Here is a 12618-nt window from a genome sequence, read left to right as displayed (position 1 = left end):
GCGGCAGCGCGGGAGTCGTCGTTCGTGACGCAAGGCACAGGAGAGGTTGTGCGGACACGGGCTACCTCGGCTGGGCGCCTGCGGATGCTGGCGCCACAAGCGACATGCACGACCGACGCGAAGCTTGACGGTGGGTTGCCCGGTTGGCGATAAGCTGTGTTTCTCGACTGGTGCTGGACACGGTCCCCGTCGTCGGGACAGGGCACCCCGCGAGGAGAAAACATGAGCGTCACGAGCTTGCAAAGGACGGACAGGACGGCGGAGCGCGATGCGCTCTCCGCGACCGTCTCGCGCGGCTCGCGCGTCTCATCCTCCCGGCGCGCAGAGCTCGGGCGAGCTGCCACGGCGGCTCGCCGCGCCGCGCGCCGGAGAGACGTGCTGCCCGGCGCTCCGCGACGCGAGCGCGGGCTTACGACGGAGAGTTCGCGATGAGCGAAGAAGCTCTGCGGCAAGAGATAGCGAGGCTCACGGAGCGCGTCGCGACGCTCGAGCAGCAGATCGAGGAGCACGAGCGCGCGGCGAAGGAGCAGGCCGCGCAGCTCGACCGCGCGACGAGCGAGGCGCGCGAGCGCGGCGAGCAGCTGGCCCGCTCGGAGGAAGAGCTGCGTCGCCAGGCGGGCATCTTCAAGCTCGTGCTCGACAGCATGGCAGACGGCGTCGCTGTCGTGGACGACAGGGGCGAGCTCCTGATGCGCAACCCGGCCGCCGAGCACATGCTCGGCCGCGCGCCGCTCGACCTCGCCTCGGGCGACGGCCCTGGGCCCGGGGACGCGACGCTGTTCTTCCCGGATCAGGCGACGCCGTGGCCCGCCTCCGAGCACCCCCTGGCGCGCGCGCTGCGCGGCGAGACGGTCGATCAGGTGGAGCTCTTCGCGAGGAAGTCGGCCGAGCAGGACGCGCGGCTCGCCCGCCGGGCTCAGGGCGCGGCGGGCAACGCCATGCCGACCCTCGCCCCCGCGTCGGGGACGCAGGGCGACGATGTCGAGCCGCGGTCAGTCCGCGCGCCGTCCGTGTTCGCCGACGCGCGCATCGACCCTGGCCCTGCGTCGGGCCTGTTCCTGACGGTCAGCGCCAGCCCGATGCGGGGCAAGGACGGGTCGATCTCCGGCGCCGTCGCGGTCTTCCGCGACGCGACGGAGAAGAAGCGCCTCATCGAGGATCTCGAGGGGAAGAACCGCGACCTCGTGGAGAGCGAGAGCGCCAAGAGCGAGCTCGTCGAGCGGCTCCGCTACGCCATCGACGAGATCTCGACGCCCATCCTCGAGCTCTGGGACGATGTCCTCGCGCTGCCGATCATCGGCGTCGTCGACTCGCGCCGGAGCGCGCAGATCATGGAGCGGCTGCTCGACGAGATCGTCCGCCGCCAGTCGCGCTACGTCATCATCGACGTGACGGGCGTCGAGGTCATCGACACGCGCACGGCCGACCATTTCATGAAGCTGATGAAGGCGGTCGAGCTGCTCGGCGCGCGGTGCCGCATCACCGGTGTCCGCCCGGCGGTCGCGCAGACGATGGTGGAGCTCGGCATCAACCTCGGCACCGTGCGCGCCTCGCGCAACCTCAAGCACGCCCTTCGCGAGAGCCTGGCGTTCGCCGGGCAGAAGCCGACGCTCACGTCGCTCATGGGCGCCCGCCGCGGCGCGGCCAAGGGCAACGACAAGCAGGCAGGACAGCCATTCACCCCAGGCGGCCCAGAGGCCGCGTTCGACCCGTCGGGCAGCGGTCCCATGCTCACGACACAGCTGCAGCTCAGCGCGAGGAAGGAGACGTCCACTTGATGCAAGCGGGTAGGGTCCCCATTGTGGGCCTCTTCGGGAATTTAATCGTCTCGGTGCAGGGCGGGCTCACCGACGGACAGGTCGAGCAGCTGCGCGACGACGTGACGGGGTCGATCGAAGCGCGCTCGCCCCGCGGTCTCATCGTCGACCTCTCCGGTGTCGAGATTCTCGACAGCTATCTCACCCGCGCCATCCGTGACATCGCGCTCACGGCCCGGCTGATGGGCGTCCGGACGGCGGTCTGTGGCTTGCGCCCCGCGGTCGCGATCGCCCTCGTCGAGATGGACCTCGAGATCCCCGGCGTCGTGACGGCGCTCAACCTGGAGCGCGCGGTCGAGATGCTCGCGCCCTCCGCAGATGACGACATGATGCCGCCGGAGCTCACGAACGAGGTGTCGCATGAAGATCCCTCCTCGTGACGGACCGCCCTCCAGTGGCGGCGCCACGGGGCCGCCGTCGAGCCGGTCCGGTGGACCGGTGTCGACGCGCATGCCTGGCTCGCCGCAGTCGGCGCGCGGCCCTGTGCCGTCGTCTCCGCAGATCGTCGGCCGCTCGATCACCGATCAGATCGAGACGGTGCTGGCGCAGTTCCTCTCGCCCGCGGTGAGGAAGAGCGTCATCGACTGCGGCATTCGACAGGCGAAGGTCGACCCGCTCTACGCGCGCGAGGGCGATCTCCGGCGCTTGCTCGTCGAGGTCAAGCGCGGCGTGAAGCTGTTCGTGCGCGACCAGGCGCAGCTCGATCGGTGCATCACCGAGCTCGGCGAGCTCGATCACGCCGCGCCTGCGCCGCGCGAGATCACGATCGAGGTGCGCAACGAGGAGGACGTGCTGCGCGCGCGGTCTGCGGGCCGCGAGCTCTGCATCGAGCACCTCGTGAGCGACGTCCTGCAGACGAAGATCGTCACGGCGATCTCCGAGCTCGGGCGCAACATCGTGAGGTACGCGGGCAACGGGCAGATCATCGTCCGGTCGCTCACCTCGCCGATGCGGGCGATCGAGATCATCGCGACGGATCACGGGCCGGGGATCTCGAACCTGCAGGAGATCCTGAGCGGGAAGTACCGCTCGCGGCACGGCATGGGCGCGGGCCTCCGCGGTACGAAGGCGCTCATGGATGCGTTTGATGTCAAGACGGCGCCCGGGGCAGGGACGACCGTGACGGTCAGGAAATATCTCGGATGACAGTCGCGATCGGGACTGCGTGCTGCGTCGCCGCCGGCGAGGAGGTCGCCGGCGACGAGGTGGTGGTGGTCCGGCATTCTCCCTGGGTGCTGATCGGCCTCGCGGACGGGCTCGGGCACGGTCCTCACGCAGCGCAGGCGGCTTCGGCCTTCTGTCGCTACGTGGAGGACCACGCATCGATGCCGCTCGAGGATCTCCTGACCGGAGCGGGAGAGCACATCGCGTCGACGCGCGGGGCGGCCGCGGCGCTCCTGCGCATCGACGAGAGCGCGGGGGAGCTCGAGTTCTCCGGCGTCGGTAACATCGCGATGAAGGCGATCACGCGGACGGCGATGCCGATCTTCTGCTCCGCCGGGATCCTCGGGCGGCGCGTGCGGCGGCTCCGGAGCTTCCGCTTTCCCATCTCGCCTGGCGACGTCGTCATGCTGCACTCCGACGGCATCTCCAGCGGGTTCGATCTCGCGGCGTTCCGCGATCTCGATCCCGAGGAGATGGCGCGCCGGATCGTCGACGCCCACAAGAAGTCGTTCGACGACGCGACGTGCGTCGTCGCCGTGCTCCGCGACAGGGTCCTGGCGTGACGCAGCGGACCCCGCCTGCCTTCAACATCCCCGTCACGCGCGAGGAGGATCGCTTCGCCTGCGCCGCGGAGGGCGCGCAGATCGCGCGCTGGGCGGGGCTCTCGGACCGCGCGCAGCACGAGCTCGCGATCGCGATCGCCGAGCTCGTGTCGAACGCCGTCCGCCACGGCGGCGGCGGCAGCATCAGCATCCGCGCGATCCACGACGGCGCGCAGGCGGGGGGCGGCCGGTGGGGCGTCGAGGTGATCGTGCGCGACTCCGGCCCCGGCCTGGATCCGAGGCTGGTGATGGCGGAGGAGGTCGGCCCGAAGAGCGATCGCAGCCCGTCGTCGTCCAGCTCCCCGCGCCTCACGCCGAGGATGCCCGGTCAGGGGCTCGGCGTCGGGCTCGGCGCCGTGCACCGGCTGATGAGCTCCGTCGTCATCCGCTCGTCGCCCGGCGTCAGCACCGAGATCACCGCCATCAAGTGGAAGTAGGCAGCCCCTCGCGCTTGCGCGCGCGCGCCGATCCATCGCTGCCCGCCGCGCGCGAAGGTCGCCTCTCCGATCGGCCCAAGGACCCTCCGGCGACGCGCGCCCGTCAGTCGGCGTCGGGCGCGCGTCGGGTGGGCGTCGTTGGGCGTCGATTGACCGTCAGTTCAGCTCTTTCTCGGTCCGCTCGTTCTGCTCGGCCTCGAGGAACGTCGCGGTGATCTCGCGCTCCAGCGCGAGGTTGATCTCGCGATCGAGCGCCTCGATGCTGCCCGCGAGGCGCGCGACGTTGAGCGCGTAGACGAAGACCCGCGCGCACGGGTGGACCTCGGCGTTGCCGCGGAGCCCCCGCTCGCGCTCGTCGGCGTTGAGGCCGTCCAGCAGCACCAGCGCGCGGGGATCGACCCCTTCGGCCACGAGCTCCATGCCGGGCACGTCGGAGATGTAGAGCTCCGCCCCCTCGACGTAGCGCCGGAGCACGGGGTTCAGCGCGGCGACCGTCTTCTGGGCGAGCGTCATGAAGCCGTCCCGGCTCGGCGCCCAGGGCGGCATGCCGAGCTCGACGTCGAGCTCGCGCGAGCGCAGGAAGGCCTGCGTCGCGCCGCGGACGTCGCCCCGCTCGTCGCGGATGAGCCCGAGGTAGTAGTGGGCCTCGGCGTGCCGCGGGTCCTTGAGCGCCGCCTCCTCGATGAGCGCCGCGGCCTTGTCGGCCTGGCCGATCTCGTAGAAGGCGCGGCCCACGAGGAAGGTGTGGTTCGGATTGTCGTAGGGTCCCTCGGGTATCCTGGCGGCGACCTGCGCGGCCTCGTCGAGATCGCCCTTGCCGAGGAGCGCGTCGAACTTGAGGAGGAGCGCGTCGATGATCTCCTCGTCGACCTCGGCCAGATCGAGCGCCTGGTCGCACATCTCGATCGCCTGGTCGAAGTCGCCGAGCGGGTGGATGTACACCTCGGCGGCGTTGAGCATCGCCTCCAGGTACGTGTCGTCGAGGGCGATCGCCTGGCGGTACGCCTCGATGGCCTCCTCGCCCTCGCCCTCGAGCGCCGCGACGAAGCCGAGCAGGTTGTGAGCCTCCGGCGAGTTCGGATCGAGCTCGAGGGCCCGCCGGGCCGACGCCTCTGCTCCGCGCGTGTCCCCGCGCTGGACGAGATCCCACCCGCGGTCGAGGTGCGCCGAGAACTGGTCCATGGCGGCTCCACAAGTGTGCGAAGGGGGGCTCCGAGTCAAGAGGGAGCCCTGTCAAACCGACCGCTCAAGCTGTTCTGAACACGACCGGCCCGAATTTCCAGCGCTCGCCGCGCGTCTCGGGCAGGGAGGCAGGCGGCGGGGCGGCAGGCGGCCGGGCGGCCTCCGGAGCGCTCGGGCGAGGCGACCGGCGGCCCTTGCTCACTCCTTGCTCACTCGTGGATGGACACGAGCGTGCCGCGGTTCTCCGGCGTGGCCCAGACCCCGTGCCAGCCGCGCGGCAGCCGGGGCTCGCTCCAGAAGAAGACCTTCTTCGCGTCGAGCGGCGAGAGGTTCACGCAGCCGTGGCTCATCTCCCGGCCGAAGTTCGAGTGCCAGAAGGCGCCGTGGAGCGCGTACGACCCGTCGTAGTACGCGACGAACGGCACGTCCTCGATGCTGTACGGCAGGTCGCCCGCGACCGTCCCGTCGCCGTCCATCGTCGTCGCGATGTGCTTCTCGCGGATGCGGAACACCCCTGTGTGCGTCGGGTGATCCTTCTTCTTGTCCTTCGAGCGCCTGCCCGGCGAGATGAGCGCCGCGAACACGGGCCTGTCGCCCTCGATCGCGACCAGCGTCTTGCGCGTCAGGTTCACGTCGATCCACTTCTCGCCCGGCGCGACGTCCGGCGGCGGGGAGCCGATATCGGTGTACGTGCCGTCGGCGCCCTTCATCCACCAGCCCTCGGTGGTCCGGCGGTAGACGGTCGATTTGTGGGTGTGCGCCTCGCCCGTGAGGCCGAACGCCGCGAAGCGCTCGAGCGAGCCGGCCACGGAGACGGACTTCAGCTCGGCGTCGAACTGGTACTTGTTCGCCGTCTTCGCGAGGATGAAGCCGACCGACTTCGCGCCCTCGGGGAAGTCGATGCCCTGCGAGGCCGGCGGCTTGATGATGTACATGCGGTCGCTCGGCGCGACGAGGCCCGCGGTCGTCTTGTACCAGCTGCGGCCGTTCCAGCCGAAGGTCTTGTCGACCGCGACGAAGAAGCCCTTCACCATCCGCTTCGCGACCGTCGCGTCGGCGTCCTTGTCGAGATCGGCGAGCGTGACGTTGAGCGGCCTGCCCTTGTCGTCGACGTTCTCCCACCAGGGCTTCTCGGGCTCCTCCTCGACGGGCGCGGGGGTGACGATGCCGAGCGACGCGGCCGCGGCGACGGCCGCCGCCTTGTCCTCGGCCGCGGAGCCCTCCGCGGCGACCGCGGTCACGGCCGGCGCAGGGCTCCCCTCCGTCTCGCTGCTCGCCGAGGGGCGCGGGGCGGCGGCCGCGGCGGCGACCTCCTTCTCCGTCTCCTCGTAGAGCTCCTCGGCGCGCTGCCGCTCCTCTTCCTTCTTCTTGCGCTTCGAGGACTCGAGGTACGGCTCGTAGCGCGCCATCTCGTCCTTCGACGGGACGGAGCGGTAGAGCGGCGTGCCGTGCGTCGTGTTGAAGGCGTACTTGTACGGGAGGACGTCGTCGAGGTTCGGCGGCGTGATGCCGAGGCGGACCTGCGGGTTCGACATGTCCGTCGTCGCCGACCGCCCGCAGACGTAGCCGCCGTCGAGGAGGCGGTACCAGCCCTTGGCGCAGCTCCCGCCCTTGATCGGCTTCGGATCGACGGGCACCTTGCCGCCGAGCCGGATGTAGCCGAGCCGCTGCTTGGAGAACTCCATCGTCGGGTAGACCGCGGCCTGCGGCACGATCGAGCCGAGCAGCGGCCCCGTGTACGGCTTGTCGGGCGCGGGCGGCTCCGGGGCGTCGGAGGGCGCGGCGCTCGGGGCCGCCTTGGGGCCCTCGGCGGGGGCGGCCGCGCGCGCCGAGGACGTCGGCGCCGGGCGGGGGAGGGACGTCGTCCGCTCGCGCGGCGGGTGGCCCTCGGTGGAGGGGCCCGGGGGCGCCTCGCCCTGGCAGCCGCTCGCCCACGCCGCGGCGCCGGCGAGGGCGGCCGCGGCGACGAACCCGAGCGCGCTGGAGACCAGCGAGGTGCGCGCGACGCTGCCCTCGGGGCGTCCGGCGTCCGGCGCAGGTTGCGGCTTGCTCGCGTCGCGGGTGCGGACGTTTCCGCTGCCCTGCGGTCGTGCGAGGTCCTTCTGCCCGCGGGGGCGGGGGGCCTGAGAGCGGTTCATCGCATCCACAGCGTTGGGCGAGGGCCGGCGTTCCCGATCCTCGCGGTCTGATGATCGACCCGTAGGGTCGGGTCGGCTCGGCGGTCTTAGTACCTGGTCACTCACGTGTCGATCCACTTCTCTGCGGAGCGCGCGCCCTCCCGGGCTCGCGAGGGCGGACGCTGCAGCAGCCACGTCGCTTCGTCGTAAGAGCCAAGGACATGCCACGCAGCCGCGCGCTGCGGCGCGGCCGCGCCCGCGGCGCGGATGCCGTTCGGACGTCTGCTGCTAGGGTACCGCCGTGGCGGAACGGACCCCGGGGCGTGGCTCGAACAACACGACGTCGGCCCGGCGCGCGGGCCGGGGCGCCGCGGTCGCCCCGTTCATCCGCGCGGCCTCGAGGCGCGCGCTGGCGACCGCGGCGGCGGTCGCGCTGCTCCTCCACCTGCCCCTCCTGCCGACCCCGCTGTTCTCGTGGCTCGAGGCGATTTTCTCGCTGCGCGGCGAGCTGACCGACTACGACGCGGGCGAGACGATCGTCCCGATCGACCTCGATCTGCTCGCGGACGACCCCAGCGCTGTCGCGGCGGCGCCCTCTGCGACCGGGGGCGAGGGGCAACCCTCCGGGGCAGGCGCCGCGGCGCCCGCCACGCCGCCGCCCGCGCCGCCCCCTCCCACCGCGTCGGCGAGCGCCGCGCCCGAGGCGCCCGACGCGGGCGCTCCCGCGCCGCCGCGCCGCAAGCCGCCGGGCGACGCCGGCCCGGACGCGGCGGGCGACGCGGGCACGGAGGACGAGGCCGATCACCCGAACCTGCGCACCCCGCTCAGCGCCGCGGGCGCGCCGGGCAAGCTCGCGTCGAAGGACCCGAACGTGCAGGTCCTCATCGCCGGCGACCGGCTGCGCAGCCACGAGCTCGGCGAGTGGTTCGGCCGGATCCTGACGACCATCCCCCAGTGGCAGTCCTTTTTCAGCGACACCTCCGTCGACCCCATCCGGGACATCGACCACCTCCTCATCGCCGGGCCGCAGCTGCGCGACTCCAGCAAGGTCGTCGCCGTCATGGACTACCGCGCGCCCGAGCAGGTCATGCGCGCCGCGGTCGACGTCATCGTGCAGCGGTCGAACGGCGCGTGGATCGAGGACGCGCCCGTCCCCGCGGCCCGCGCCACGGCCGAGCGCAGCGAGCGCATCTTCGCGATGGTCCCGGAGAAGCGGCTGCTCGTGGTCCTTCCTGCTGAGGAAGAGGCTCAGCTATCCAAGTTGAAGTCCATGAAAGGCTTCAACAAATCGTCGTCGGCCGGCATCGTCATCTCGATGCTCACGCCCGCGAACGCCTTCCGCGGGGTCCAGGCGCTGCCGCGCAGCCTCGCGTGGATGCGGCTCACCGTCACGCCGACGAAGGACGGCGGCGCCGACCTGGCGCTCACCGCGGGGGACGAATCCGCTGAAGAAGCGCTGGCTCACGCGCGAGAGCTCACGAGGACCTTGAACGCGCTCCGGACCATCAACCTCGGGATCACCCGGATCGACGTGGTGGACGAGGTCACCTTCAACACCGACGGGAAGGTCATCTGGTCGAAGCTCCACGTCACGAACCGGCAGCTCAAGCTGATCATGGGGTTCGTGGAGCAGGCGCTGCGGGACCAGGCCGCCGCCCGGAAGAAGTAGCGCGAGGGCGCGCGGGGTGGGTGGAGGAGCGCTCGGGGAGGCTGAGGGCGGCCGCGGCAGGGGCGGAGCGCCGTCGGGCCGCTCGGAACACTAGCCAAAGGGGCGGCGTTCAGTTAATCCGACCAGCCCGCGCCGATGACGCCCGAACACTCTCCGCACGCCGTGCTCGATGAGCTTGCCGGTCACCCTCATGGCGACGACCTCGCGCGGGTCGTGCACACGGCCGCCTTTGCCGCCGCGGACGAGCGTCGGACGACCCTGGAGGGCGGCCTCGCGGAGCTCGTGGACCGGGCGGGCCTGTCGGCCGCCGACGCGGAGACCCGGTTCGGCAACGTGATCCGGGCGCTCGAGCGCGGCACCAGCGAGGGCGCGGGGAGCGCGACCCGGGTGCTCCTCGCCACGCTCCTCGCGCGCGGGGTCGCGCTCTCGCCGCCCGACGGGCCGGAGGCCGAGGGGCGCGTCGCCGAGGCGCTCGTCTGGCTGGCCACGTACACGTCGGTCGACGCGCTGACCGCGCTCGACGCGGCGCTGGGCGAGCGCGCCGCCGGGCTCTGGCGATCGGTCGCCGCGCTGGTCCGGCGCGCCGACCAGGGCGCGCTGCCGCAGCTCGGCCGGGCGGGCGCGATCATCGCCGCGGCGGCGCTGCGCGGGAGCGCCTCGCCGGCCGCGCGCGCCGAGGCCGCGGCGCTCGTGGACGAGGTGCGCGATCCGATCGTGCGCTCGCTGCTGCGCGACGCGGTGTCGCCCGGTCGGCGGCCGAGCCGCGCGCCGGGCCCCCCGGCCGGGGACGGCGAGGCGGCGCCAGCCGGCGCGGACGAGGCCTGGGCGGCCGGCGCGCCCGAGCTCGAGGGCCGGGATCCGGCGCGGCTCGCGGGCGAGCTCTCGCCGCCGCCGCGCGGGCCGGTGGCCCTCGTGCTGCTGGCGGCGACAGGGATCTTGCTGCTGATGCACGCGGGCCGGCTCGCGGGGCGGTTCCTCCTGCGGTACCGCCGGCCCGCGGCGCTGGAGGTCAGCCCGAGGGGCGTGACCGTCCGGAGCCGGACCGAGCTGTTCGGCCGGGCGGTGCGGGAGCAGGAGACGTACATCCCGGTCGAGGCGCTGCTCCGGGCGACGCGCGAGGTGCGCTACCCGCGGCTCGGCCTCTATGCGGGGCTGGTCGCGCTGGGGCTCGGGACGTACCTCGGCGTGTCGCTGCTCGTCGACGGCGCGCGGGCCGGCTCCCCGGAGCTGCTCGGCATGGGCGCGCTCGTCTTCGCCGTCGGCGCGGCGCTCGACTTCGGGCTGTCGCACGTGGAGACGGCGACCCGCGGCCGCTGCCGCGTGGTGCTCGTCCCGCGGAAGGGCCCCGCCGTCGCGCTCGCGGGCATCGAGCGCGCGGCCGCGGACCTCGCGCTGGGCAGGCTGCCGCGCGCCTGAAACTTGGCCGGGTCGCGCCGCTCCCGCTAGGCCGATCGGGCGAGGTGATGGCGATGCGCTCGAAGACCGAGAGGATGGCGAGGCTCAGGGGGATGCTGCACGACCTGCTGATCGCGCGGGAGAGCGGGGAGAGCGCTCCCCGCCTGGCGCGCGCGCAGGCGCACGTGGACGGCGCGATGCGCGTGCTGCTCGACAGCGGGCAGGCGACCCTGCGGGAGCTCCTCGAAATCGTGGCCGCCGAGCGCGCGCGCGTGAGCGGCCCGGCGACCGCGGAGATCGGCGCGGCGTCCCTGAGCGCCTGAGCGGCGCCGCGGGGCCGCTCACTGCTGCGGGCAGGCCTGCTGCGCGCCGAAGTCCCAGCACGCGCCGCTCACGCCCGCCGCGCCGTTGCTCTCGGTGGGGCCGCCGAGGCCGGCGATGCCCCCGCTACCGGCCGTGCCTTGTTCCACGACGCTCAGCGCCGGCGCCTGGCTCGGCGTGGCCGCATAGGCGATGCCCAGCGCGTGGCCGCCTCGGCCGCCGCCGCCGGGGCCGCCGTCGCCGCCCACGCCGCCCACGCCGCCGGTGCAGCCCTGCTTGGAGCCGACCTTGCCAGAGGGCTCACCGCCGGCAGCGCCCATGCCTCCGAGGCCACCGGGCTTGCCGTCCCCGCCCACGCCCCCGTTGCCGGCCTTGCCCACGGTGACGGTCACCTCGGTGAGCGCCAGCTTGTTCCCCAGGCTGACGATCCCGATGCTCGACCCGCCCGCCTTGCCGCCGGTCCCTGCTCTCCCGCCGCAGCCGCCGGCGCCGCCGCCGCCGCCGCTGGCGCCCACGCCCTCCACCGTGTTCGCCCCGGCCGGGCAGAAGAGCCCTCCCTTCGTACCGCCGCCGCCGCCGCCGCCCTGACCTCGCGTCCCGCTCGTGCCGCTGCGGCCGTTGCCTCCGACAGGGCCCGCCAGCGTCAGCGCCGTGTCGCTGTCGTTGCCCGGCAAGCCGGGAGAGCCCGCCGCGCCGGCCGCGCCGTCCTCCCCGCGCGCGCAGTTGGACTGCGTGGCCAGCTGGCCGGCGCCGCCGAGCCCCGTGCCGTCCGGGTTCTCTGCCGGGAGCGGCGTGCCGTCCTGGCCGTTCTGCCCGTTGCCCTCGTCCATCCCCGGTATCCCGCCGAGCCCGCCGAGCCCGCCGCGCGACTCGCCGTCGTCGCACTCCGTCACGCCCGCCTCGCCGCCGAAGACCGCCGCGGGGCCGACGCACGCGTTCGAGACCACCGTCGGCGCGCTCGTCCCGTTCAGCGCCGCCTCCGGCGTCCCGCCCGTCGCGCCGTCCATCCCGTTGCCCGCGGTGACACCGACCTTCGTGAGCGTCGCCTCGATGTCCGCGATCGCCACGCCGATCGACGACCCGCCCGGTGCGGTCGCGTCCACCGCGCGGATCGCGAAGCCCTGCACGCGCGTGCCGCCCGCGTCGTCCGTCAGCGTGAGCGCCACCCTGTCCGCGGGGGCCTCGATCATGCTCCGCGCTTCAGCGCTCCACGACCACCCCGCGTTGCAGTCGAAGCCGCCGAGCACCTCGGAGGCGACCCCGATCGTGACGCTCTCCTTGAACGTGCCGCCCGAGCTGAACGCGTCGCTCGAGCACGCCAGAACCGGCTTCTTGCCGGCGGCCTTCTCGATCGCCTCCGCGAGCGACGAGTACGGCCTCGCCTTGGTCCCGTCGCCTCCGGAGGGCGCGCTCGCGCTCGCGAACACGACGCACCGGTCCGTCACGATGTTCGCGTCCTGGGTCGGATCCCCCGAGCACTCGGGGCCTGGGTCGACGGTGCCGCCGGCGGTCCCCGCGGGGGAGCAATACCTGGAATCGTCCTCGCAGCGCTCGGAGTACGACAGCGGCCAGCACCCGGCGAGGTGCAGCGCCGCGACAGCCGACGCGGCGGGGATCGCCCACGATGAGAGCTGGAACCAGGCCCGCCGCCGGCGCGCGGCGCCCCGCGCCGGCGCGCCGCCCGCGCCTCCCCCGTCCCGCACCCCACCGATGAGGAGAGGGGATGCTTTGCCCACCGCCTTGCTGCTCATTCGTCCCGTCGCTTTCATGGTCTGGTCCCAAGCCTTTCCTGTGACGCTTCGCTCTCCCTGCAGACCGCTGCAGAAGGCGCACGCGCGCGGCGCGTCGCCCCGAGCATACTCAGCCGATCGATCGCCCGATCAAGGGCGATCCACCGACCGCACGGGTCCGGAG

Annotated in this window: 11 protein-coding genes; 8 read left to right on the top strand and 3 right to left on the bottom strand. The window is 73.2% G+C overall.

Annotated elements, in window-relative coordinates:
- The first annotated feature begins 428 nt into the window (after positions 1-428).
- From WME85_RS22250 to WME85_RS22230, 5 genes are read left to right on the top strand one after another with little or no spacing between them, the layout of a single operon-like run.
- Complete coding sequence (locus tag WME85_RS22250; RefSeq protein WP_437840757.1) at positions 429-1778, top strand: STAS domain-containing protein; 1350 nt, start codon at positions 429-431, stop codon at positions 1776-1778.
- On the top strand, positions 1778-2197 hold the full coding sequence (locus tag WME85_RS22245) for an STAS domain-containing protein (RefSeq protein WP_437840755.1): 420 nt from the start codon (positions 1778-1780) through the stop codon (positions 2195-2197). Before WME85_RS22250 ends, WME85_RS22245 begins: the two co-directional genes overlap by 1 nt.
- On the top strand, positions 2178-2963 hold the full coding sequence (locus WME85_RS22240; protein WP_436618552.1) for an anti-sigma regulatory factor: 786 nt from the start codon (positions 2178-2180) through the stop codon (positions 2961-2963). Before WME85_RS22245 ends, WME85_RS22240 begins: the two co-directional genes overlap by 20 nt.
- A complete protein-coding gene (locus WME85_RS22235) occupies positions 2960-3544 on the top strand; it encodes a SpoIIE family protein phosphatase (protein ID WP_436618551.1) in 585 nt (194 codons plus the stop codon). The genes WME85_RS22240 and WME85_RS22235 overlap by 4 nt, the downstream gene beginning before the upstream one ends.
- A complete protein-coding gene (locus WME85_RS22230) occupies positions 3541-4020 on the top strand; it encodes an ATP-binding protein (protein ID WP_437840753.1) in 480 nt (159 codons plus the stop codon). Before WME85_RS22235 ends, WME85_RS22230 begins: the two co-directional genes overlap by 4 nt.
- Positions 4021-4176: 156 nt before the next feature.
- Here the strand turns inward: WME85_RS22230 and WME85_RS22225 are convergent, their stop codons facing one another.
- Together WME85_RS22225 and WME85_RS22220 are read right to left on the bottom strand one after the other, a co-directional pair.
- On the bottom strand, positions 4177-5202 hold the full coding sequence (locus WME85_RS22225; RefSeq protein ID WP_436618549.1) for a tetratricopeptide repeat protein: 1026 nt from the start codon (positions 5200-5202) through the stop codon (positions 4177-4179).
- Between the two features lie 209 nt (positions 5203-5411).
- On the bottom strand, positions 5412-7340 hold the full coding sequence (locus WME85_RS22220; RefSeq protein ID WP_437840752.1) for a L,D-transpeptidase family protein: 1929 nt from the start codon (positions 7338-7340) through the stop codon (positions 5412-5414).
- Positions 7341-7620: 280 nt separating this feature from the next.
- On the opposite strand from WME85_RS22220, the gene WME85_RS22215 reads away from it, so the two are divergent.
- From WME85_RS22215 to WME85_RS22205, 3 genes are all read left to right on the top strand, one after another.
- Positions 7621-8988 carry a hypothetical protein gene (locus tag WME85_RS22215; RefSeq protein WP_437840750.1) on the top strand — a complete coding sequence of 456 codons (1368 nt, stop codon included), beginning with the start codon at positions 7621-7623 and terminating at the stop codon, positions 8986-8988.
- 135 nt (positions 8989-9123) lie between these two features.
- On the top strand, positions 9124-10404 hold the full coding sequence (locus WME85_RS22210; protein WP_437840748.1) for a hypothetical protein: 1281 nt from the start codon (positions 9124-9126) through the stop codon (positions 10402-10404).
- A 53-nt stretch (positions 10405-10457) separates the two neighbouring features.
- Entirely contained in the window at positions 10458-10706 is a 249-nt protein-coding gene (locus WME85_RS22205) for a hypothetical protein (RefSeq protein ID WP_437840747.1), read from the top strand.
- A gap of 18 nt (positions 10707-10724) precedes the next feature.
- Here the strand turns inward: WME85_RS22205 and WME85_RS22200 are convergent, their stop codons facing one another.
- Positions 10725-12455, bottom strand: a complete 1731-nt coding sequence (locus WME85_RS22200; protein ID WP_437840745.1) for a hypothetical protein — start codon at positions 12453-12455, stop codon at positions 10725-10727.
- Positions 12456-12618: the final 163 nt, after the last annotated feature.

Origin of the sequence: Sorangium sp. So ce1153 (assembly GCF_051521595.1) — a bacterium.
Lineage (GTDB): Bacteria > Myxococcota_A > Polyangia > Polyangiales > Polyangiaceae > Sorangium.
The sequence above is the reverse complement of the archived record's forward strand: the minus strand, read 5'-3'. Positions and strand labels throughout refer to the sequence as shown.

What these genes read in the sequence shown, in the direction of transcription:
- WME85_RS22250 (WP_437840757.1), top strand. Translation starts at nt 429, where the DNA reads ATGAGCGAAGAAGCTCTGCGGCAAGAGATAGCGAGGCTCACGGAGCGC.
- WME85_RS22245 (WP_437840755.1), top strand. Translation starts at nt 1,778, where the DNA reads ATGCAAGCGGGTAGGGTCCCCATTGTGGGCCTCTTCGGGAATTTAATC.
- WME85_RS22240 (WP_436618552.1), top strand. Translation starts at nt 2,178, where the DNA reads ATGAAGATCCCTCCTCGTGACGGACCGCCCTCCAGTGGCGGCGCCACG.
- WME85_RS22235 (WP_436618551.1), top strand. Translation starts at nt 2,960, where the DNA reads ATGACAGTCGCGATCGGGACTGCGTGCTGCGTCGCCGCCGGCGAGGAG.
- WME85_RS22225 (WP_436618549.1), bottom strand. Translation starts at nt 5,202, where the DNA reads ATGGACCAGTTCTCGGCGCACCTCGACCGCGGGTGGGATCTCGTCCAG.
- WME85_RS22220 (WP_437840752.1), bottom strand. Translation starts at nt 7,340, where the DNA reads ATGAACCGCTCTCAGGCCCCCCGCCCCCGCGGGCAGAAGGACCTCGCA.
- WME85_RS22210 (WP_437840748.1), top strand. Translation starts at nt 9,124, where the DNA reads ATGACGCCCGAACACTCTCCGCACGCCGTGCTCGATGAGCTTGCCGGT.
- WME85_RS22205 (WP_437840747.1), top strand. Translation starts at nt 10,458, where the DNA reads ATGCGCTCGAAGACCGAGAGGATGGCGAGGCTCAGGGGGATGCTGCAC.
- WME85_RS22200 (WP_437840745.1), bottom strand. Translation starts at nt 12,455, where the DNA reads ATGAGCAGCAAGGCGGTGGGCAAAGCATCCCCTCTCCTCATCGGTGGG.